This window comes from Clostridia bacterium (assembly GCA_034926675.1).
In the GTDB taxonomy this organism is placed as follows: domain Bacteria; phylum Bacillota; class DTU025; order DTU025; family DTU025; genus JAYFQW01.
On the sequence record JAYFQW010000006.1, the window covers coordinates 118034 to 140401 of the forward strand.

At 59.6% G+C, this 22368-nt stretch carries 18 protein-coding genes; 4 read left to right on the plus strand and 14 right to left on the minus strand.

All coding sequences use genetic code 11. The features are described 5' to 3' along the window. Positions 1–19 precede the first annotated feature (19 nt). From gap to whiA, 4 genes are all read right to left on the minus strand, one after another. Positions 20–1024, minus strand: coding sequence for a type I glyceraldehyde-3-phosphate dehydrogenase (gene gap, locus VB144_02890; GenBank protein ID MEA4882602.1), 1005 nt, complete (start codon positions 1022–1024; stop codon positions 20–22). A 33-nt stretch (positions 1025–1057) separates the two neighbouring features. Continuing rightward, on the minus strand, positions 1058–2113 hold the full coding sequence (locus VB144_02895; protein MEA4882603.1) for a sugar-binding domain-containing protein: 1056 nt from the start codon (positions 2111–2113) through the stop codon (positions 1058–1060). Between the two features lie 177 nt (positions 2114–2290). Further along, entirely contained in the window at positions 2291–3721 is a 1431-nt protein-coding gene (gene rpoN, locus VB144_02900) for an RNA polymerase factor sigma-54 (protein ID MEA4882604.1), read from the minus strand. 6 nt (positions 3722–3727) lie between these two features. Beyond that, on the minus strand, positions 3728–4675 hold the full coding sequence (whiA, locus tag VB144_02905) for a DNA-binding protein WhiA (GenBank protein MEA4882605.1): 948 nt from the start codon (positions 4673–4675) through the stop codon (positions 3728–3730). Positions 4676–4807: 132 nt separating this feature from the next. Here whiA and VB144_02910 point away from each other — a divergent pair, with 132 nt between their 5' ends. Next, a complete protein-coding gene (locus VB144_02910; protein ID MEA4882606.1) occupies positions 4808–5410 on the plus strand; it encodes a nucleoside recognition domain-containing protein in 603 nt (200 codons plus the stop codon). Continuing rightward, on the plus strand, positions 5407–5940 hold the full coding sequence (locus VB144_02915) for a spore maturation protein (GenBank protein ID MEA4882607.1): 534 nt from the start codon (positions 5407–5409) through the stop codon (positions 5938–5940). Before VB144_02910 ends, VB144_02915 begins: the two co-directional genes overlap by 4 nt. Here VB144_02915 and VB144_02920 read toward each other — a convergent pair. The 4 genes from VB144_02920 to VB144_02935 are packed head-to-tail and all read right to left on the minus strand — an operon-like array spanning position 5915 to position 10261. After that, the gene (locus VB144_02920) at positions 5915–6919 is read right to left on the minus strand and encodes a gluconeogenesis factor YvcK family protein (GenBank protein ID MEA4882608.1); all 1005 of its coding nucleotides are present in this window, start codon (positions 6917–6919) and stop codon (positions 5915–5917) included. The genes VB144_02915 and VB144_02920 overlap by 26 nt on opposite strands. An 8-nt stretch (positions 6920–6927) precedes the next feature. Continuing rightward, the gene (rapZ, locus tag VB144_02925) at positions 6928–7830 is read right to left on the minus strand and encodes an RNase adapter RapZ (protein ID MEA4882609.1); all 903 of its coding nucleotides are present in this window, start codon (positions 7828–7830) and stop codon (positions 6928–6930) included. A gap of 20 nt (positions 7831–7850) precedes the next feature. Next, positions 7851–8645, minus strand: a complete 795-nt coding sequence (locus VB144_02930; GenBank protein MEA4882610.1) for a glucose-6-phosphate isomerase family protein — start codon at positions 8643–8645, stop codon at positions 7851–7853. 41 nt (positions 8646–8686) lie between these two features. Further along, positions 8687–10261, minus strand: coding sequence for a 1,4-alpha-glucan branching protein domain-containing protein (locus VB144_02935; protein ID MEA4882611.1), 1575 nt, complete (start codon positions 10259–10261; stop codon positions 8687–8689). Between the two features lie 174 nt (positions 10262–10435). Here VB144_02935 and VB144_02940 point away from each other — a divergent pair, with 174 nt between their 5' ends. Both VB144_02940 and VB144_02945 read left to right on the plus strand, forming a co-directional pair. Beyond that, positions 10436–11341, plus strand: coding sequence for a DUF4912 domain-containing protein (locus VB144_02940; GenBank protein ID MEA4882612.1), 906 nt, complete (start codon positions 10436–10438; stop codon positions 11339–11341). Beyond that, entirely contained in the window at positions 11341–12942 is a 1602-nt protein-coding gene (locus tag VB144_02945; GenBank protein ID MEA4882613.1) for a 1,4-alpha-glucan branching protein domain-containing protein, read from the plus strand. Before VB144_02940 ends, VB144_02945 begins: the two co-directional genes overlap by 1 nt. A 28-nt stretch (positions 12943–12970) precedes the next feature. On the opposite strand, the gene VB144_02950 is transcribed toward VB144_02945, so the two are convergent. From VB144_02950 to ugpC, 6 genes are all read right to left on the minus strand, one after another. After that, a complete protein-coding gene (locus VB144_02950; protein ID MEA4882614.1) occupies positions 12971–15433 on the minus strand; it encodes a sugar phosphate nucleotidyltransferase in 2463 nt (820 codons plus the stop codon). Then, positions 15430–16623 carry a glycosyltransferase family 4 protein gene (locus VB144_02955; protein MEA4882615.1) on the minus strand — a complete coding sequence of 398 codons (1194 nt, stop codon included), beginning with the start codon at positions 16621–16623 and terminating at the stop codon, positions 15430–15432. The genes VB144_02950 and VB144_02955 overlap by 4 nt, the downstream gene beginning before the upstream one ends. Positions 16624–16700: 77 nt before the next feature. Then, on the minus strand, positions 16701–19127 hold the full coding sequence (locus VB144_02960; protein MEA4882616.1) for a hypothetical protein: 2427 nt from the start codon (positions 19125–19127) through the stop codon (positions 16701–16703). Between the two features lie 33 nt (positions 19128–19160). Next, positions 19161–20060, minus strand: coding sequence for a glucodextranase DOMON-like domain-containing protein (locus VB144_02965; protein MEA4882617.1), 900 nt, complete (start codon positions 20058–20060; stop codon positions 19161–19163). Positions 20061–20079: 19 nt separating this feature from the next. Then, positions 20080–21057: an ROK family protein gene (locus tag VB144_02970; protein MEA4882618.1), complete on the minus strand. Its 978-nt coding sequence runs from the start codon at positions 21055–21057 to the stop codon at positions 20080–20082. Between the two features lie 123 nt (positions 21058–21180). Then, the gene (gene ugpC / locus VB144_02975) at positions 21181–22281 is read right to left on the minus strand and encodes a sn-glycerol-3-phosphate ABC transporter ATP-binding protein UgpC (GenBank protein ID MEA4882619.1); all 1101 of its coding nucleotides are present in this window, start codon (positions 22279–22281) and stop codon (positions 21181–21183) included. Positions 22282–22368 lie beyond the last annotated feature (87 nt).

A 22368-nucleotide genomic window follows, 5' to 3' on the forward strand; every position in this document is an offset into this window, starting at 1 on the left:
TCGCGTCCAGCGCGGCGTGCTACATGGACTTTGCAACGTAGCTGGTCAGGTCGACTACGCGGTTGGAGTAGCCCCACTCATTGTCGTACCAGGCGACCACCTTCACCATGTCTCCATCCATCACCATGGTGCAGAGAGCATCCACGATTGAGGAATGGGCGTTGTGGTTGAAATCGTGGGAGACCAACTCCTCCTCGGTGTAGTCGAGAATCCCCGCGAGGGCGCCTTCGGCCGCCGCTCTGAGCGCGGAGTTGACCTGTTCCACACTGGCCTTCTTCTCCAGATCCGCTACTAGATCGACAACGGAAACATTCGGTGTGGGAACCCTGAGTGAGAAACCATTCAGTTTGCCCTTCAGCTCAGGTAGAACAAGCGCAACCGCAGAGGCCGCACCAGTAGTAGTGGGGATCATCGACATGGCGGCGGCCCTTGCTCGCCTCAGATCATCGTGCGCTAGGTCCAGTATCCGCTGGTCGTTGGTGTAGGAGTGCACCGTGGTCATCAGCCCGCGCCTGATTCCGAACGAATCCAGCAGAACCTTTGCCACAGGCGCCAGGCAGTTTGTGGTGCATGATGCATTGGAGATGATGTTGTGCTTGGCAGGATCGTACTTCTTCTCGTTCACGCCCATCACGATGGTGATATCTTCGTTCTTGGCAGGAGCTGTGATGATGACCTTCTTGGCGCCTCCTGCCAGATGCAATGATGCCTTCTCCTTGGACCGGAAAATGCCTGTTGACTCAATGACGATATCGACGCCCAGATCCCCCCAGGGAAGCTTCGAAGGGTCTTTCTCCTTGTATACTCCTACCTTCTTGCCATCGACCTCTATGTAGTCCTCTCCTGCTGCGATCTTCCCATCGAGAATACCATGAATCGAGTCGTACTTGAGAAGGTGCGCATTGGTCTTGGGGTCGGTAAGATCGTTCACTGCCACGATCTCGATGTCCTTACGGGCCTGCGCCGCCCTGAATACCAACCTTCCGATTCTTCCGAAACCGTTGATTCCTACCTTAACTGCCATTTGAGCCCGCCGCGCCAGGCGGGATTCACCTCCCTACCGATTTTGCCTGTCTGGTTCAGATGCACCCGCCATGAGGCTGATCATGCGTCTAGCGGCGCCCTCGTCCGTGACTGCAATGTGGGAGAAGCCGTTCCTGAGGACGGACGCCAGGGCCTCCGCCTTGCTTGCTCCGCCCCCAACTGATATAACGGTCTCCACCAGTGCAAGGTCAGAAAGACGCAGTCCAAGGCTTGATGTCACATACACGACCTTGCCGCCAGCATCGAAGTAGAACCCGAACGCCTCCCCGACTGCGCCAAGCCCCAGGATCTGCTTGACCTCGGCCGATGTGATGTTTCTTCTGCGGGCCATCTCTTCCGCTGTTCCGACCCCGTGAAGCACCACCCGGGCGCTGCGGATGGTTTCCAACACGTTTCGTATGCGAGGCTCTGCGAGAACCGTCGCCGCCGACTCGCTCCCCAGATCGTCAGGGAGATTGAGCAACTTATAGGCGCCGCCCAGCTTCTTCGCAAGTGCCGCCGCCACAGTATCAGCCTGCTTCTCCACATCTTCTCCGAGTCCGCCCCTTGCCGGCGCCACCACTACATCCCGTTTGCCAGAAGCCTCGACAGCCTCCGACGCCACGGCCGCCATAGTGGTTCCGCCGGTCACAGCCACCACGTCGCCATCGCGGATGACCTCGCGAAGCACCGATGCGCCTGCTCTAGCCATGTCGCGCTTCACAACACCATCGAGGTCGGAATCGCCGGCAACCACGATGGCCCGCTCCAAGCCGAACTCGCGTTTGATGATCTCCTCCAGCTCGCTCATGCCAGCAAGCTTTCGTACGTACTCCGCGAGATCCCACAGGATATCCTCTCCATCTGGAGTAAGGCGGATGCCGTCCGGCGCCACGCGCACCAACCCCGCAGACCTAAGGAGGGCCTCCTCTCGCCTGACGGCGCGCTCTGCCTGGCAGAGCCTGTCAGCCAGGGCCCGTCTTCCGATAGGTTGTGCGTAGCCTACGTGGCGCAGGATGCTGTATCTCAGCACCATCCGATCTGTGAGTTCAGGAGCAACTCGACGTTGAAGCGCGATGACATCCAGCATGGCTCATCTCCTGGACGATAACCGTCCCGCATAGCAGAAATCTGTCCCAGCCTCTGCAAACAAATGATACCATTCCCAACACGCAAGCGCAAGACTAGCGATGGGGCGCGTCTGGGGATGGGCGTGAGGATGAGCGCTACGCCAGACAATCCTGCCCGCGCGGCTCTGCTCTCACCCTCAGTACCTCCGTCGCTTGCCTGAAGACGGAATAGTCATCTCCTCGCGATACTTGGCGACTGTCCTCCTGGAGATCTCGATGCCCTGCTGTCCGAGGATACCTGCAATGCGCTGATCAGAGAGGGGCGCCCCGGAATCCTCGGACGCAATCATCTCTCTTATGTACTTCTTCACGCTGGTCGCTGAGGCAGCGCCTCCCACTGAGGTGCTCACGCCTGATCCGAAGAAGAATCGGAGTTCGAACGTGCCCCTAGGCGTCTCTGCATACTTCCCGGCAGTAGCCCGGCTCACAGTGGATTCGTGAAGGCCCACATCTGTCGCAACCTCGCGAAGGGTAAGGGGTTTGAGCCATAGTATGCCTCGATCAAGGAAATCCCGCTGGTGTGCGATGATCGACCTTGTGACCCTCAGTATAGTGGCGCGCCGCTGCTCAATGGATCTGATCAGCCAAAGGGCGGAGTTCAGCTTGCCTTTCACAAAATCCTTGGCGGTCTGATCCACCGATGAACTCGAAAGCAACCTTCGGTAGCACGCGCTGACGTTGAGCCGGGGCAGGATCGAATCGTTCGGCATCACGATATACTCTCCGTCCACAAGCTCCACGGTAACATCGGGGATGATGTATCTGATAGCGCCTGCGCCGCTACGGAAGCAACTCCCTGGTCGAGGGTTGAGAGAGCGTATGAGGTCCATGGCAGCCTGAACCTCTCGCGCGCTCACGTGAAGCTCCGATGAGATGCGGCCTATCCTCCCAGCGGCCATGTCCTCAAGGTGGCCGCAGACAATCCGGTGTGCGAGGGAGCGGACATCGTAAGGAGCGTTCAATGCTTGGATCTGCAGGTCAAGGCATTCCTCGACACTCCTCGATCCGATTCCCACCGGGTCAAGGCTCTGAATGATATGCAGCACCGATTCGACCTCGTCAGATCCCACTCCAAGTGCATCCGCTATGTCGCCGATGTCTCCTCTGAGGAATCCGGCCTCGTCGATGCACCCCAGGAGGTAATCTCCTATCCTGTGAGTCCTTGCACACTCCGACGCTAGGTGCAATTCCACCTCGAGCCTCTCAGCGAGCGAAGGCTCCCATCTGGCCAGCGCAGCGGTTGTGTCCTCAGAGTCCGCGTCAGGATCTCGCTGCTCCCTTGTGTACCCAGCATCAGTGCCATCAGCGAAGTATCGCTCCCACTCAACCTCATCGGCTTTTGAGTCAGTGCCCGCGCACTCAGCAGCCTCCTCGGCCTGTCCGGAACCACCGGCGCCCTCTGAACCAGGCTCTTGCTCCTCAAGGACGGGATTCTCGAGAATCTGGCTTTCGACGTAATCGGCAAGATCCAGGCTGGGGAGCTGAAGAATCGTGATGGCCTGCCTCAGCTCCGGCGTCATCACCAACCGCTGCTCCTGCCGCAGGCTCATCTCGTATGAAAGCTCCATCTTCGATCACCTCCGCTCCCGGTCCCGCCTGCGAAGGCTGTCGGCGATCGCCCCGAGCCTCCGCATTCTGTGATTGACGCCCGACTTGCCCACAGACGGCGACATCATCCCGCCGAGTTCTGCCAGGCTGACCTCGGGGTTCTCCAGCCTTGCGCAGCATGTGTCCCGCAGCGCCCGCGGAAGGCGCTCGATTCCGATCACCTCATCGATGAGGATGATGTCTTGAACCTGCCGAAGAGAGGCATCGACACTCTTGGCGAGGTTCGCGCTCTCCGCATTCACGAGCCGGTTCACGTCGTTTCGGATCGAGCGCACGATTCTCATGTTCTCCAGATCCAGCAGAGAGTTGGTGGCATCCATCACCCTCAGGAGCTCAACGATATCGTCGCCGTCTTTCAAGTACACGACCCACTTATCACGGCGAGCCACAATACCTGCCCATATTCCAAACTCCGCCAGCATGGCTGCCAGTTGCTGTGCATACGCTTCATCTGGCACGGCTATCTCCAGGTGATAGCCCTTTTCCGGTTCTGCCATGTACCCAGCGCCGAGGAACGCGCCGCGGAGGTGCGCCCTCTTGCAGCATCGCTTCTCCACTACCTTTGGCGAGATTCCGTCGGCATATCCCAGGCTGCTTCGAAGCCCAAGCCTCTTCATGACATCGAAGGCATCGCCCTGGTCTGGGATCCTGATGATGTAGGTGTTCCCCTTCGGCAGGGCTCGTCCTTTCCGAACAGCCATCTCCAGCCTGGGTCGGCCTGTCTCCCGAAGCAGCGACACGATCTTCCGGGCGACGCCTGCATTGGATTCTCTCAGCATGAGCGCGAGCCGCCCCTCGGAGATGCTCAGCACTCCGTCGGTTTTGACAAGCGCCGAAAGCTCTGCCTCTCGGCAGCATTCATGGTCTCCTATTGTGTGGGTAAGCTCATCCTTCATGCGAGAGTAGAATTCCACGGGAACACCGCCCTAAGTGACGCTACTGTTTCTTATTCCCCAGATAGGCGGGATTCCCTGCATCCCACGGGCGGCAGCATATGCGCAGGCGGTACAGGAATAGGATTGGCAAGGGGGAGGGACAATAGGTTGATGAACTATGTCTGGCTTCTCATGCTGGCATCAGGTGCGCTTGTGGCATCGGCGTCCGGAGGTCCGAGCGCTGCAGCAGGGATAGCAATCGCCTCATGCAAAGAGGCGGTGCAGCTATCGTTGGGCCTAGCCGGATCCATAGCTCTATGGTCTGGAATCGGAAGGATCGCCCAGAAGTCGGGCCTCATGGACGCCCTAGCAAGGGCGGTCCGTCCGGTGATATCTCCTCTATTCCCAAGCGTAAGGCGGGATTCGCCCGCACTCGGATCCATATCGGCAAGCATCGCCGCGAACCTGCTTGGGCTCGGATCCGCAGCCACGCCATTCGGCCTTGCAGCCATGGAGCAACTCGGCCTGGATGCAGAGGAATCCCGCCGTGGAAGGCGCCAGAGGCTAGGCGCGCATACCGCCACCGATGCCATGTGCACCTTCGTCGCAGTCACTGCCTCCGGCTTCAGCCTCGCTCCCACTACGGTCATATCGCTTCGCGCTGAGATGGGCTCATCAAATCCAAGCGCAATAATCGGCGCTGTGCTGTTCGCCGGAGTATGCTCCACCACAGCCGCCATCATCGCCGATGCCGCTCTGAGGCGCAGGCCATGATGGGCACAGCTGCATCGACCGCACAGTGGGTACTCCCGGCGCTCCTTCTGGGAGTGCCGGTGTATGCCGCATTACGGAGAGTGGATGTGTACAACGCCTTCGTTGAGGGCGCATCCGACGGGCTCCGAGTAGTGGCGAGGCTTGCCCCCGCAATGATTGCGATCTTCCTCGCAGTAGGGATGTTTCGAGAATCAGGAGCGCTGGCAATTGTCGCGCGCGCAGGAGTATGGCCAGCCAGGGCAGCCGGAATTGATGCGGACATTGTGATGCTGTCTATCCTGAGGCCGATATCGGGATCAGGCTCCCTGGGAATGCTGGCGGGAATAATGAGGAAGCACGGCCCTGACTCGTTTACTGGTATGCTGGCAGGAGCAGTGCAGGGCGCAAGCGACACGGCGCTGTATGTTGTCGCGCTCTACTTTGGGGCGGCAGGAGTCTCGCAGGTTCGTCATTCCATCGCAGCCGCCCTCATCGGAAACGTTGCCGGGCTATTGGGAGCAGCATTCATCTGTGGGCTCCTCTACCGTTGAGTTTCTCTTTCATAGCGATCCTCACTACTTCGGCGGCGAGCTTTCCAGGGTCATGCCTTACTAGATCGCTCTCGCTCAGAACCGGGGCTGCAACCACCCTCACCCCCATGGCCTCAAGAGACCGCCTCCCGAAAACCACAGGCATAGCGCCCTCACGGGAGTATTTTTCGAGCATCTCTCCTGACACCGACGTGTTGTTCACGATGATCCAGTCAGCCGCTCGCGGCCCAGCGTGGTGCAGCACTGCCGCAAGGTGATCCTCTGCAGTGTAGTAATCTGTCTCACCGCGCTGTGTCATCACATTGCACACATAGATCTTGTGGGCGGTCGACAACGCGATTGCCTCGGCCAGGCCCTCAACAAGCAGATTTGGGATGACACTGGTGTAGAGGCTCCCCGGACCTAGCACGATGACATCAGCCTCAGCTATGGCCTTGAGCGCCTCTGGAAGAGGAGGGCACGACTCCGGGATCAGGAAGACACTCTCTATGCGCGAACCGCTTCCGCTAACCGACGTCTCCCCCTTGACTACTCGCCCATCGGCCAGGACAGCGCCGAGAGCGCAATTCACGAGGGTAGCAGGGAGAACCTGGCCGCGCACAAGAAGGACCCTGCTGGATTCCTTCACCGCAAGCTCGAAATCTCCAGTGATGTCGCACATGGCCGCTATGAAAAGGTTGCCAAAGCTGTGGCCTGCCAGCGGCCCATCTCCTGCAAATCTGTAATCGAAGAGCTCTTTCATTAGGGGTTCTGCATCGGCTAGGGCAACGAGGCAGTTCCTGATGTCGCCTGGAGGGAGCATGCCCATCTCTGATCTCAGACGACCGGAACTGCCGCCGTCATCTGTGACCGTGACTATCGCTGTTATCCTGCTAGTATACTCCTTCAGACCGCGCAGCAGAGTTGAAAGCCCGGTGCCTCCCCCCAGCGCCACCACCCGCAGAGTACGCGTAAAGGGTTTCGGCATGGAAATACCCAAGCTCGGACTCACCTCTCGATGCCAGCATCATCCAGCACGTCGCGTGCCATGATCCCAATATCCCTATGCACAGTGCACACCCTGTAGCCGAGTTCGCGTACGTAGTCTGCCAAGGCGTTGGCCACCACCACCGACCTGTGCTTGCCTCCGGTGCATCCAATGCCCACAATCAGATTGGCCTTCCCTTCCTTGGCATACTCGGGGATGAGGAACCGGAATAGATCGAACAGTCTGTCGAGTAGTCTCTTGGTTACTGGCCATCGGAGAACGTACTCAGTGACCTCATCCGAACTGCCGGTGAGATCTCTCAGCGACTCCATGTAGAACGGGTTGGGCAGGAATCTCACATCCAACACCATGTCGGCGTCGCCCGGTATTCCATGCTTGAACCCGAAAGATACGAATGTGATGCCGAGAGATGCAGATGAAGGCCCGTCGCCAAACCTCCTCACAATCTCGGCTCGGAGCTGTCGTGTTGTGAAACCGGTGGTATCGATGACCTCCGTTGAGTGTGTTCGAAGCTCCGCTAGGAGCCTGCGCTCGCGGTCGATTCCATCGAGGATCGTGCCTTGGGTGGAGAGGGGATGAGGGCGCCTGCTTTCCTTGAAACGCTTGACAAGCGTTTCGTCAGACGCTTCGAGGAACACGACCCTGTACGCGAACCCCGAATCCTCAAGGTTTCGAATCACCGATGTGAGCTGCCCGAAGAACTCCTGCCCCCTCACATCGATCACCAGGGCAACCTTGTCGATTCGCCCGGATGTTTCCGAAAGCAGCTCCGCAAGCTTCGGGATGAGGATGACCGGAAGGTTATCAATGCAGAAATAGCCGAGATCCTCGAATGCCCTCACGGCTTCGGATTTCCCGGCGCCAGAAAGCCCGGTAATGACCACGCATGACAAGTCTCTCACGGCCGTCCCAGCAGTCCCTTCTATGCACCTATAATGAACTCGAGCTCATCGGCGACGCCTTCTGGGTCTGTGAGCCATCGAAACCGGTCAGGCGATTCCAGGAACGACTGGTACATGGGCTGCCCATGGGAGAGCGCCAGGGTGGGAAGGTCCCGAGGCTCCAGGCTTCTCAGGGGAGACAGCCCTTCGTGCCTCTTGTTGGGCACGAACCTGCTCGCTCCTGCGGTTTCGGCGATCTCGAAATACGCGCCGCCGTGGAACCGCTTTATCAACCCGTACTCTGATGAGAAGTCGGAGGCCACCCAGTTGGTCATCACCAGTGGCCCATCGCCCGGGTTGATGGTTATGTGTCCGTATCCGGGAGGCATCACTACATGCTGCCCGGCCTCTGCCTCAATAAGCACTGCATCAGTGATGTCGCCGGATCCGGCGTCCGCGCGCTGAAGAAGATAGTGAGCTACGCCGAAAAGCACTTCATACACTTCCGGATAGGTCAACCTCGTTCCCGGTTTGATCGGATGGTAGTGCCCAGCGGTCTTGATGAACTCGTCGCCGACCCTCCCGGGAAGGATAACCGTCACATCGTACCTGAGGTTCCTCGACCGGATCAGTTCCTCATGCTCTGGCATATGCACGTCTCGGTACATGTAATAGATCTCGGAGTCGCCGGCTTTGTCAGGGGCCTGCCACAGTTCCCGCATATCGCCGGTTCGGCGCACCGCCGGAACCACCTTTGGGAGCTCTCGCGCAAACGCCAGCCTCGAATCGTCTCCGAGCGCCAGTGGAAGACCAGATGCCAGGCTCAGATCGAGCATTTTTGTGCACCTCTCATGCATCGTTGGCTGTAACGAGTATATCATAACTTGACGCCGTCCACCCAATCGAAGACCAAGTCCCGTCCTCGCGCCCGCTCCAGGGCCCGGGCACCTTCCTTGCCAGTTAGCGCTTGGAAGTCCGCAAGATGCTGCGCGAACCTCTCCTCTGCGTACTCCCTCGCCTGTCCGGTAGTAACCAGAAACGGCCAGTCGCTTGCCTCCAGAAGAAGCAGTTCGCGCAGAGCCTGGAGAGCTGTTTCTCGCTCTTCTCCCAACAATCTGTCCAGGCCTGCGGCGATCTCGTCGCCGGTCTTCTCTGCCCTGAGAAGGGATGTCCACATCCATTCTGTTTCGTGGTTGAGCCAGGCCGCATGTTTCCCGCCCATCCCCCATGAGCTCTCAGGAATCGCAATCTCCTCAGTTGGGGGGTGAAGCTCCAGATGGCGACCAAGCGTGGATGGGCACACATCTCCGCAGCTTTCCACGATATCGATCAGTGCCGCCAGCCACTCAACCCCCTCGTGCCACCAGTGTCCGAATAGCTCCATGTCGTACGGCGCCACAACGATTCCCTCGCCTCCAGATGCCGCCGAGTACTTGGCGAGCCTTCCCCGAACAAGCTCTGCGAAATGGGCCGCGTGGCCCTTCACCGTGGATATGGCGGCCTCTCTGTTGTACAGCTGCTTCTGGCCCAGGTCGAGCAGTTTGCTCGTGACCCTCCAATATGGAAGTCCGGATACTTCGTCTCTCCTGTGAAATTCGCGGTAGTCTCCATCTCCCGGATACCCATGGTCCTTCGACCACACCTGTGCAGCGGCGGATTCGTCCCGGCCGAAGACGGAGAGCTTTGATCCTGCAAGCCGGTATGGTCTCATGGTGCTCATGCTGGGCAGTTGCGGCTCGATTTCATCCGGGGAATCCGTGTACAGATTGCGCGGGCTTCCGCCGGCAATCGCATGGGTGTCAACGACGAAGTACTGGATCCCACATGCCTCCAAAGCACGCTCCACAGCACCTGGTCGGTATCCGCACTCCGGAAGCCATGCTCCCCGCGGCCGCACTCCGAAGTGATGCTCGCAGGCCTCGCATCCCAGGCTTATCTGGGTGTAAACTCGTTCCGCACTCCCGAGCAGCGGAAGGTAGGCGTGAGTCGCTGCTGTAGCAAGCAACTCCACCGCCCCATCGGTCGCTAGCCTGGAGACAGCAGAAAGCAGGTCACATCGGTAGTGGCCGGTGAAACGTTCTTTGATCCGGGCATAATAGGCAGCAAACCATCTGGCCTGACCGACCCTAGCGTCATCATGAGCGGCCTCATGGCGCTCCACATCCCGTTCAGCGGCGAGCGCCCGCATTTCCAGGTAGTCGAGAAAACGCGACTTCATGTAATCGTCAGCCAGCTGTTCAGCGAGAACCGGAGTGAAACTCATCGTGAGAAACGGTGCTCCAGAGGTAGAACCCCGCGCCTGCCACGCGGAGGAGACTAGGTCCAGGACTGGTATGTACGTCTCGGCCATGGCCTCGAACACCCATTCCTCACCGAAAGGCCATACCCCGGATTTCCGACAATACGGGATATGGGAATGAAGAATGATCGCCAGGTTCCCCATTCTTGGCATCTAGAGGTCCTCCTTCACGGGCATGATGCGGATTGGGCATGAGGTATTCTTGCCCACAGTGAGAAGACTATCCCGCCACGGATAGCTCCCATCCGCGAAGGATAGACTACGCGAGAGATTGCCATGGGTCCGACGCGCCGCATCGCGGTTCTCGCTCCCAAGGAGGTTCGGTCTGTGCACTACTCATGCTATGAGTGCCCTTCGCCGGCGCCTGTTGCGCCGGTCAAGGCAGGGCCTTCTGAGGCCAGCGAGGAGGGGCGTCCGCCCCTGATTCCAGAGCGTTACGGAGTCACCAGAATAGTGCTTCAAGTGCGGGACTCGTTCTGGCTGCACGCGTACTGGGAGATCGCCGATGATGCTTCGAGAGACATGGAGCGCGAGCTAGGAGCGGAGCTCGGCCGATCACACATGGTCATCAGGGTGTATGATGTCACTGGGGTCGCGTTCAATGGTTCCAACGCGCGGAGCAGTCGCGACATTCCGGTGCATCCCTTCGCCGACAACTGGTACGTTGAGATCGACTCACCGGATAGGTCCTACTGCGCTGATCTGGGCCTTGTGACTCCTGCGTCCCAGTTTCACCTCATCGTGAGGTCAAACACGGTGCACACCCCTCCGTCAGGCCCATCTGATGTCGTGGATGAAGAGTGGCTGAGCATCCGCGAGATTCAGCATTTGTCCCCAAAAGGACCCTCGTCCGCGGCTTCCCCAGGGGGGCCAGGCGGTTTCCGCTCAAGGCAGATGGAGCGGGAGATCGCCATTGGCTCTGGCGGAGTGGGCGCCGTGTCAAGCCCTTCCCCCTACCCGCCCGGCGCGATCGCCGCGCAAAACCCGAGGGGATTCTGGTTGACGGCCGATGCTGAACTCATCGTATACGGTGCAACCGAGCCAGGCTCCACAGTGGAGATATGCAACTCACCAGTACGCGTGGCGCCTGACGGAAGCTTCTCAGTTCGTCTTGCGTTCCCGGCGGGTGAAAGCGAGATCCCGGTGCGAGCCAGATCGGCCGATGGAATCATGGAGAGGCACGGATGCCTGAGGATCGCCAGAACGGGAGAGCGGATTGGAGGTGAGCGATGATGCCCCAAGGCTGCCTGGCGCTTGTTCTTCACGCGCACCTTCCATATGTTCGACATCTCGACGGCGATAGCTATCTTGAGGAGAAATGGTTCTACGAGGCGCTCACAGAGACATACCTCCCTATCTACATGATGCTGTCCCGCGTTGCAGATGACGGAGTGCCGTACAGGATCACGATGTCGCTATCTCCAACGCTTGTTTCCATGTTCCTCGACCCTCTTCTCCAGGAGAGGTATGAACGGTACATCAACAGCCTATTGGAACTGGCAGAGAGGGAAGTGGAGCGCACTCGGACCCTGCCTGAGCACACTGAATCCGCAGTGATGTATCGGGACATGTTTGCCAGGGCTCGAGAATGCTATCTAGGCGCCCTTGGAAGGAACATGACGGAGGGCTTTGCGGACCTTTCGCGCAGAGGCGTGGTGGAACTGATCACCACTGGCGCCAGCCACGGATACTTGCCCCTCATGGAGGTGTGCCCAGAGGCCGCAAGGGCACAGGTCATAGCCGCCGTCGACTACCACACGCAGGTCTTCGGAACACCACCTCCAGGGATGTGGCTGCCCGAATGCGGCTACTCTCCTGGAGTAGACACCTGGCTTGCCGAGGCCGGGATCAAGTACTTTTTCACAGACGCCCATGGAATCACAAACGCCGCCCCTCGACCGCGCTATGGGGTGTATGCACCTGTGTACTGCCCTACCGGAGTAGCCGCATTCGGCAGAGACATGGAATCGTCGAAGCAAGTATGGAGCGCCCATGAAGGGTATCCAGGCGACTACGACTACAGGGAATTCTACCGAGACATAGGCCATGACCTTGATTGGGACTACATCAGACCATACATGAACAACTCCCCTGTCCGCACCCAAACGGGGATCAAGTACTACCGTGTTACCGGGCGTGGGGAGCACAAGGAGCCATATGTGCGCAAGTGGGCCATACAGAAAGCACGGGACCATGCGGGAAACTTCGTTTTCAACAGAGAGCGACAGGTTGAGCATCTCGCGCATGTCATGGACAGGCAGCCGATAGTAGTGGCGCCCTACGACGCGGAGCTGTTCGGACACTGGTGGTTCGAAGGGATCGATTTCCTGGAGCACGTGATCCGCACGGTCGCCTCTGGCCAGGGCGTGCTGGGGCTTGCCACTCCATCCGACTACCTGAAGGCATACCCGCGGAACCAGACGGCGACTCCGTCCATGTCATCCTGGGGGTACATGGGCTACAGTGAAGTGTGGCTCGCCGACTGCAACAACTGGGTGTACCGCCACCTGCACATGATGTCCTGGCGAATGGCGGACCTGGCCCGCTCATTTGCCCCGCCGCAGCCCAAACTCGCAGAACGCGCGCTTGCGCAGGCGGCTCGGGAGCTTCTGTTGGCTCAAAGCTCCGACTGGGCATTCATGATGAAGGCAGGCGCCTGCGTGGACTACGCAGTTAATCGGACCCGATCCCATGTGTCAAGGTTCAACAGGCTCTATGATGAGATTAGAGGCAGCGCCATCGATGAAACCTGGCTATCCGACATCGAATCCAAAGACAACATCTTCCCGGATATCGACTACACGGTGTACGCAGGTTCGGCCGGGCCTACGTAAACCTGGCCCAGGCAGGCCAGTCAAACCCCTATTCCCGGCCGTCGGCAATGGCCTCCGAGATTCTGGCCGCGTAGATGCCTGCAATCTCCTCCGCGATCTCCTGGGATTGCGCCTGGGAGTACACGTGGAACACCGGTTCTTCGGAATCGGGCAGGATGAGTGTCCAGCCCTGGTCTCCATACACCTTTATTCCGTCGATGAGCTGCATTTCCTCCCGGTCCGTCTCCTCGATGAGGCGCCTCATCACTTTGCCCTTTGCCTGCCATGGGCAGTCCACTACCTGCTTGGTCATGTACGATCGCGGGATAGACTCAACCGCCGACGAAAGCGTGATTCCCTCCCGGGCCAGGTGTTCGATGAGGATCACCAGGGCGAACAGGCCGTCCAAAACAGGCTGGAATTGAGGCACGCCCGCCCCGCCAGCATGCACCCGCGCCTCGATTGCCTTCTCCATCACAGATCTGGGGTTCGTCTGGGTGCGCACCACACGCCCTCTCAGCCCCATCGCCAGTAGCTCGACGGAATCGGAAGCAGTCACGGGCACCGCCACTGTGTCTCCTCTCCGCGACTTCAGCGCGGCGTAGCATATGAGTGGGAGCAGGTCGTCGGCGGGGATAGCAGTCCCCTGTTCGTCCACCAGAGCAAGCTTCTCCGCGTTTCTGTCCATCACGAAGCCCAGATCAGCCTGGGTTCTCACCACTAGATCCGCTGCATCGGCGACCAACGCAGGCGGATTTTCCTCCGCTGCCAGGTGGATCTCACACCCAAGGGCCTCCATCATGGGCCCTATTAGGGCGCCGACGTAGGCCCCATCATAGGCAGCGGCAATAGCGAATCCCCGCTTTCGAATGGCAGAAGTATCCGCTGATGCTAGGATTGCGCCTAGATACCTTCCTGCCATTCCATCCACAGGGACCACCGTTCCCACGCGTTCCGGCGCCGCTCTGTGGAAATCCTCGGTGAGAAACGCGTTCTCTATCCTCCTCTCAGATGCTTTGTCGATGTTCAACCCGCGTCCGTCGAGGAACTCAATCAGGGTAGCGTTCCTATCGGATGGAGAGATCCTGGCATGGACTCCTCCAGCGGCGCCCATGGCTGCCACTGCGAATCTGGCCACCGCAGCAGAGCCCTCTCCGATGTCAGCAACTGATCTCCCTGAAGAGGACAGGCCCGCTGCCAAAGCCGTCTTCACCATCTTGGAGGACGGATGCACATCAGATCCAACGGCCACTGCGCCGTCCGCCTTGTCTGCCAGAATCGAACCGTAGGCCGCCCCGAGCCTTGCGGCGAAATCCGGAGTGACCTCTATATTCGCTAGCCCCGCGACGCCAAGCCTGCCGAAGAGCCTTCTGGACCAGGGCGCACCCCACACAAGCGACGTGTTCACCTGGGCGCCGCCCTCCACCGCCTTGTCGGGCCATATTTTCACAGATGGCCTCACCTGGGCTCGCTCCCCAATAGAACAGGACGACCCGATGACTGCCCCTTCTCTCACAACGGCGCCTTGCTTGACACTGACGCGGGATCCGAGTATCGCCCCGTACACCTCAGCATCGCGCCCGATGAAACCTCCGCCCCAGACCACTGACCGCCGAACAGAGGCCCCCTCTGCGATGACTGAAGACGGTCCGATCACGGAGTAGTCTCCAACTGACGCCCCGCGTTCGATGTGGACGTCATCTCCGATCACCACTGGAGGACGGATCGAGGCGCCGCGCTCGATCTCAGCGCCTCTGCCCACCCAGATGCCTTCATCCACGAGTTCCCCTCCAATGGTCACCTGAGCCTCACCCCGAAGGATGTCCTGATGGGTCGCGTGGTATTGCTCCAGATTTCCCACATCACACCAGTAGCCGTCGGCCACGTACCCGAACATCGGATACTTATTCGCCAGAAGGTACGGGAACAGGTTCTTGCCGAAATCGAACTCCCGGGAGGTATCCACGAACTGCATGACCTCTGGTTCGAGTATGTAGATGCCGGTGTTGACGGTGTCGCTGAACACCTCTCCCCAGCTGGGCTTCTCTAGGAATCTGGTGATCCTCCCGTCGTCATCCACGATAACCACTCCGTATTCGAGCGGTGTCACTACTCTGGTGAGCACGATCGTGGCCACGGCGCCCTTGTCGGTGTGGAATCGCGCTGCTGCTGCGAGGTCGATGTCGGTGAGGGCATCTCCACTTATCACAAGGAAAGTGCTGTCGAGGAAGCTACCCAAGGCCCGCACGCTGCCAGCAGTTCCGAGCGGCGTCTCTTCTACTGAGTACCGCATCGTGCACCCGTGCACTGAGCCATCCCCGAAGTGCTCCTGAATCACTTCAGGCATGTAGCACAGAGTGCAGGCGAGATCCAGATAGCCCGAACGCCGCAGCAGGTTCACCACATGCTCCATCATCGGCATATTGACCACCGGAACCATCGGCTTTGGAACTGAACATGTGAGAGGCCGCAACCTAGTGCCTTTCCCGCCAGCCATGATGACTGCTTTCACTGCGCGATCTCCTCCCCACGGCCAAGGCTTATCTCGATGGCCGATTGGTAAACCCGAACGGTCTGCCTGGCGATGGCCATCCAATCGTAAGTCTCCAACACATCACGGTAAGCTGCCTCTGCGAGCTTCACCGCCTCCTCGGGGCAGTGCAGCAGATGCAGGATGGCATCGGCAAGGGAATTCGGATTCTCCACGTAGAACTTCCATCCATTCTCGCCGTGCCTCACTATCTCGGAGAGTCCTCCAGTATCGGCTACGACCAGCGGGGTGTGAGCTGCCATGGCTTCCAGTGCGGTTATCCCGAACGGCTCGTATAGACTGGGCACGACCGCTACTCTCGCTGCTCTGTACAGGGCGTTTCTGTCCTGATCCGAGATGAACCCGGTCATGACGACCTTTCCGCCGAGCCCGAGCCGTGCGGCCAGATCACGGAGATCCCCTTCGGCAGGTCCACAGCCTGCGATTACTAGCCTGCCGGACGGCCAGTATGAGAGTATCTTGGGCATCGCCTCTATCAGGAGCTGGACTCCCTTCTCGTGCACAAGCCTGCCAACGTAGAGTATCACATCCTTATCCGGCCGCGCATACTCCGGTGTAGGCGCCACCGCGTCGGAACTTGAGAACTGCTCAGGGCATACTCCATTCGGAATCACTCGCACCTTGTCCTCTGGGAGCCCGAAGATGCGCATCACCTCCGATCGCATGTGGTTCGAACACACAATCACCCTGCACGCCTCGTAGCAGAGATACCACTCGATATCCGAGATCCTTCGCTGGGCAGCGTTGTGAAGGCCGCCGTTGCGCCCCCACTCTGTCGCATGAATGGTCGCTGCCAACGGCGTCCCGAACTCCCTTTTCACTCCTGCCGCCGCCATAGCAGCGAGCCAATCGTGGGCGTGCACGATCTGGAATCCCCCATCCTCCTCAGACAGGCCCGCGGCCCGCGCCAACATGGCGTGGGAGAGCTGTTCAGTCCACCACAGGAAATCGTCGGTGACTGGCCCCAGTGGTTCGACTCTGTGCACCCACACTCCGAAGTCGCGCTCCAGCGGCTTAGCCCCAGGTGAAGAGCAGGTTACTACGTGAACGTCGCACGATCGGGCAATTGCCCTGGCCAGTTCCTGCACATGTCGGGCGAGCCCCCCCACAACCCTTGGCGGGTACTCCCAGCTGATCATCAAGACACGCATTGCTCATCCCTCGCATACACGAAAAAACTGCGGCCCCGAATCAGACCGCAGTCATATGTTTGCTGAGGAGGCCGAAATTATGCAGGACCTCTCTTCTGCTTCTTCCTGTGCCTTGTCGCAATGACCAGCAGTCCCGCCGTGATGGCAACTGCCGCCGCTCCTCCAAGAGCCCATGGCAGTAGGCGCCTTCCCACGGTAGTGTAGCCGCCTGCCAGCTCGACCCTGGAATCAGAAATCGCGGGGAAGAACTCGTGCCGGTTTCCATCTGAGAGAACGGCGCCGGCGTTATTCACAACTGCTCTACGCCCTGTAACTGCTGAGGTCACCATGTCGAATCTGCCATTGGGCATTGGCGCCTTCACTTCCCCGTATCCCCCGGCGCTTCCTGTGCTCATCATGGGAGTATCCACGGTGAATCCGCCCACAAGCTCTCGAAGGATGCAGTTGCGCGTGTAGGAAGGAAGCCCTGCCGCAATCTCGGGGCCACGCCTCTCGATCCACAGCGCCGGAGGCGCCTCGGGGTGAACTCTGCTTCGCGTGTACTTGATAGATATCGATGCCGAGGCTCTGGAGGCCATGAAGATCCTGTACCCCATGGAAAGGCCGCGAGTGAAAAGCCCAGAGTCGGAAGAGACCCATGAAGGAGGAGGAACCCCGGGCCTGCCCCGCGCAGGGATGCCGGGGGATGGTTCCACCTGCACCACAGTTCCTGACAATGCATTAAGCAGCCCAAACCTTCCGCCTGCAGTGAGCGAGCTCGCCGCGAAGCCGGACTGATAGTACACTATGCAATCTCGTCCCGCCTGCGTCAGGACTGGAAATCCAGGGCTGAAGCTGCTCTCCACCGCGAACTCCACCTTCCCTCGCGCGCGAAGGGAGTAATCTATGGTGAATCCGCCCTCTACGGGAGTGAGCCGTTTTCGGAGTTCGCAGCCGCCCTCGTTCCAGCTGAAGGTGGCAGAACCAGTGCCAAGCTCCACATCGTAGTTCTTCGATGCGAGCGAACCAGGACCGGACAGCCAGTCGCGAAGCGCACCCGGCCTGTTGTTCCCGACGCCCACTATCTCCTCCCCGTGTTCCAGGTCGTACCAGTAGAGCAAACGGCCTCCGAACGGCGACACAATGAACATGTCGGCGGAGTTGACTATTACCGCCTCATCAACGCCATCGCGGTCCACATCCTCGCGATACACCGACTCGGCTGGGTGCAGGCTCTGCCAGGCGGCCATGGCCGGAGCATATGCAGCGCGAAGCGCCGCCTCGGAGGAGGCTGATCCGCCTGAAGAGGAGCTCTCGCCTTTCGTGGGCGGTCGGCCAAATCCGTACTGGCTAAAGGCGTACAGAAGCTTCGCCTGATCCAGCAGTGCCGCTGCGGAGGCAGCCTCCGGCCCGGTCTGGACTGCCCCAGCTCCAGCTTTCCGGATGTCAGCCTCAACAGCCTGGATCCGGGAACGAACTTCGCCCTGAAGCTTACGTATGCTCGCAATCTGTGGGGAACTAGATACGTAGGTCTGCCAGTCGGAGAACCCTGCTGCCTTGACCGCCGCACGAACGGAGGCAGGCTCGGCAGCTGGAATCGACGCGACAGCAGGGAGTGTAATTCCCGATTCCATCAGGCCTGAGAGGGTGGATACACTGACCCATGGCTCCGCCTCAACCGCGGTGAGCAGCGCATCGAGGCCTCCCCATTGGGTCTGATCCGAGCCAACGCAGATCTCCCTCGCGTACACCACCACAGAGGCATCACGCGTGTCCCGTGCGTAGGCCGATGCCAGGTAATCCATGGCTGCTGCCGGAGAACCCGTTCGTATGGACTCGTCCACCGCACGCGCGAACGCCTCATCAGCCTGAAAGACCGTGATCTCTCTCCCGCTCCAGCCAGTCCTGACAGGCGCGTTCGGAGGCAGAACCCCGAGGGTCCCCGACGACAGGCGCCAATCAGGGGCGAGTGTGTGAGTGTACCCAGCCGAGCTCAACAGGTGAATGATCTCCTGCCTCCATACGAGTGAGGGATTCCAGAACCCGGTCGGCGCCTCGCCGAAGAGATCCATCGCTGCGTGGGATCCAAGCGCCACAGCGAGTTGCGCATCCCATGGATCCATGGCTGGAAGCACTCCCTCGGCGAATGAGGCGCCCAATAGCTCGAACTGGCCCCTCGAGAGTCCGTCCCTGAGCTGGCGGATAGCTTGTCCGCCTGCCCACGTGAGGCCTGATGCCAGTGTCGCAGAGATTCCCACGGAGAACTTCAGGCCTTCGTGGGCCAAGAGCACATCGAGAAGACGCGAGGCGCTCTCCATGGCCTTTCCGGATTCTGCGGCCGATGCATCCCCGGTCAAGCAGAAGGCGAATGCCACATCAAGCTGCCTATTTGGCAATTGTAACCATGGCCCTGGCTTTGGCGATTGTGCATACCCAGGCGCAGCGGTCAATGGCAGCGCAAACACCGCTGCCAGCAGCATCGCAATGAGAATCGCCATTGGCGCCCACAGCCCATGCTTACGCATCGAAAAGCCCACATCCCGTTCTTAGTGCAGTATCTATCGTCGTCGCCGATCCCTCGCTGCCTTCGCGAGGGCGATGCCTACGGCAGATATGATGGAAAGGCCGATTATGGCCGCCCACACCGCCGCGACAGCCCATCTGGCCTTCGGCTGGGCGTTTGCCGGAACAAGCACCGCATACTGGCGCTTGGCCTCATTCCACGATCCAAGCTGAGCGGCCTGGGAGTTGGGGCCATCGTAAGGCGCCAGGATGTCTAGGACGTTCGGATTGATGCCCAGATCTGAGCCTCCTCCAAACACCCACGCCTCTGAATGAGACACCACCGGTCGGAAACCGTCGGGGCCGTACCCATCCTGCGACGCTACGAGCACGTAGTATTTCCATGTCTCTCTTGGATCGCCAATAAGCCGCCTGGGAACCGTCGCTCGGATGGTCTTGCCGTCGGGAAGAGCCTCCACGAACAGCCCATCCGATCTGCCTGCAGATGAGCCGTCCTGCTCGGCGAGGTAGACACGGCTTCCGCCCCACGGCATCAGCCTCACATTCACATCCCATGCGTAACGGCTGTCGAAGGACACGTTGGCCCCCTCGCGTAGAGTGCCCGACCGGCCCTCTCCAGGCATCGTATCGATGTAGATGTCGATCAATGCGTGGCTGAATCCCTCTTGCGAGTTCCAAGGATTCGAGATCTCTGCAAGCGAGGTCTCGAAGTACACGTTCGCGTCGTCGCACAGCGCCCTGAACCGTGTGACATCGAAAAGCCCGTGAAATGGGGCGAACGCCGGGTTGGTAGGATACGTGTAGCACCCCGGGCCGAAGTCATCTCCCTTCGGATCCTCGGCCTCCCAGAGCACCCGCTCCGAACCCCACACCGCAGTCACACTCGAAACGAGCGTGGCCACGGCAACCGCCACCACGAAGAGCACTTTCCGCACCGCATTCCCTCCGGCTCTTTTAGCTCTTCTCTCCATGCTTCTCCATGGCGTAGCATGCGGCGCCGTACACACCCACATCAGCGCCGAGTGACGCCGGGACTATCGGCGCCTCCTTCGCCATGAATGAGAAGGCACGCAGAGCCACAGTCTGCCTCACTGTGTCGAACAGAATATCGCCTACCTGAGCGACTCCGCCTCCGATGACTACCATCTCCAGATTGAGCATGTTTACCACGTTCGCGATTGCAGTCCCAAGATATTCGAACGCGCTCTTTAATATGGCGCAAGCCGCAGGATCGCCTTCAGATGCCACCCGCGCTATGAGCGCAGCGTCTATCGCGGAAAGGTCACCATCAGCCGCCCGCAGCAGACGACTTCCGACCGCTCTCCGCGCGACCTCACGGCCGCGCCTAGCGATTGCGGTGCCCGAAGCAAGGGCCTCCAAACACCCGCGATTCCCGCACCCGCACATGGGACCATCTGCAAGCATGGTTGTGTGTCCGAGTTCTCCAGCTCCACCAGTAGCGCCGTGGAAGACCTTCCCGTTGAGAACGAGTCCGCTGCCGATTCCAGTGCTGACAGTGACGTACATCATGTGCCTGGTTCCACGGCCGGCGCCCATCCTGTTCTCCGCAAGAGCAGCGGCGTTCGCGTCATTCTCCAGGTATACGGGCCGCCCCAAGCGCTCTGAGAGGATGCGCGTGACAGGCACGTTTCTCCACCTGAGGTTCGGAGCGTCATCAACGATGCCCGCTTCATGGTTGAGAGGGCCTGGAGCCCCGATTCCGATTGCGCATACACCGGAGATGCCTCCAGGCGTCTGCTCCGCAAGGCTCAGCACTGACCCGACGATCCTATCCATGACGGCGTCAGCGCCTTCCTCTGCCTGAGTGGCAAGCCTTACGGAACGTAAGGCCTGCAGAGTATCATCGACCAGCGCCGAGGCGATTTTCGTGCCGCCTAGGTCAACGCCGATGTAGTGCCTTCTATTCTCCACATGCCCCTCCACCACGACACCCCCACTCTACACATTGCTGCGCGGCGGCGCCGCACCGCGGTTTTCCATGGCCTGTACAGGAACGCGCCGGGGCACACGGCCCCGGCAGCGCCGTGGAAGTCACTATATGATGGACTTTTCGGTTTTCGGGTCGAACAGATGGCACTCGTCCATGTTCAGGACAACGGAGTGCCGCTCGCCATCCTTCGCGGCTGTTCTGGGGTTGACCTTCGCCACAAATGAGTGCGGCCCTGTGGTGAGGTACAGATACGCCTCTGAACCCATGGGCTCGAGGACGTCCACCAAGCACTCGACCACTCTATCTTCTGCAGGCTCGGACACGAAATTGATATCCTCGATGTTCTCGGGCCTGATGCCTAGCATGACCTTCTCATCATTGAACTTGCCTATGTCCTTCATTCTCCCGCGGGGCACCTTGACCCTGAAGGTGTCGCAATCGACGATGTAGTCATCGCCCTCCCTGCGAAGCACGCCCGGCATGAAGTTCATCGCTGGGCTTCCGATGAAGCCGGCCACAAACATATTATCTGGATGCCGGTAGATCTCCATGGGAGCTCCCACCTGCTTGATGAAACCATCCTTCATCACGACTATGCGGTCACCCATGGTCATGGCCTCTGTCTGATCGTGAGTGACATAGATGATGGTAGTCTGCAGGCGATTGTGCAGCTTCGACAGCTCTGCCCTCATCTGAACCCTAAGCTTGGCATCGAGGTTCGACAGCGGCTCATCCATGAGGAACACCTTGGGCTCGCGGACGATGGCGCGTCCAACAGCCACGCGCTGCCTCTGGCCTCCCGAGAGCGCCTTCGGCTTGCGATCGAGGAGGTTCTCGATTCCGAGGGTGCCCGCCGCCCCACGCACACGCTTCTCGATCTCAGCCTTGGGGAACTTGCGCAGCTTAAGCCCGAAAGCCATGTTGTTGTACACGTCCATATGAGGATATAGGGCGTAGTTCTGGAACACCATCGCGATGTCGCGATCCTTCGGAGGGATGTCGTTTACCAGTGTCTCGCCGATGAAGATGTTGCCAGATGTGATCTCCTCGAGGCCAGCTATCATTCGGAGAGTCGTTGACTTCCCGCAGCCGGACGGCCCAACTAGCACTAAGAATTCCTTATCATGGATCTCCAGGTTCACATCACTTACTGCGACCACATTGCCAAACTTCTTGCATACGCGTTCCAGCCTGACACCTGCCATGAGTAAACCTCCCAATATATTAATCGGTGGCGCCCCGCGCCCACCTGCCATTTGGCGCTATTCGACATGGCCCTTCAGAATCCTTCA

Coding starts and splice junctions, on each gene's coding strand:
- gap (MEA4882602.1), bottom strand. CDS start 1,024: ATGGCAGTTAAGGTAGGAATCAACGGTTTCGGAAGAATCGGAAGGTTG.
- VB144_02895 (MEA4882603.1), bottom strand. CDS start 2,113: ATGCTGGATGTCATCGCGCTTCAACGTCGAGTTGCTCCTGAACTCACA.
- rpoN (MEA4882604.1), bottom strand. CDS start 3,721: ATGGAGCTTTCATACGAGATGAGCCTGCGGCAGGAGCAGCGGTTGGTG.
- VB144_02910 (MEA4882606.1), top strand. CDS start 4,808: ATGAACTATGTCTGGCTTCTCATGCTGGCATCAGGTGCGCTTGTGGCA.
- VB144_02915 (MEA4882607.1), top strand. CDS start 5,407: ATGATGGGCACAGCTGCATCGACCGCACAGTGGGTACTCCCGGCGCTC.
- VB144_02930 (MEA4882610.1), bottom strand. CDS start 8,645: ATGCTCGATCTGAGCCTGGCATCTGGTCTTCCACTGGCGCTCGGAGAC.
- VB144_02935 (MEA4882611.1), bottom strand. CDS start 10,261: ATGCCAAGAATGGGGAACCTGGCGATCATTCTTCATTCCCATATCCCG.
- VB144_02945 (MEA4882613.1), top strand. CDS start 11,341: ATGCCCCAAGGCTGCCTGGCGCTTGTTCTTCACGCGCACCTTCCATAT.
- VB144_02955 (MEA4882615.1), bottom strand. CDS start 16,623: ATGCGTGTCTTGATGATCAGCTGGGAGTACCCGCCAAGGGTTGTGGGG.
- VB144_02960 (MEA4882616.1), bottom strand. CDS start 19,127: ATGCGTAAGCATGGGCTGTGGGCGCCAATGGCGATTCTCATTGCGATG.
- ugpC (MEA4882619.1), bottom strand. CDS start 22,281: ATGGCAGGTGTCAGGCTGGAACGCGTATGCAAGAAGTTTGGCAATGTG.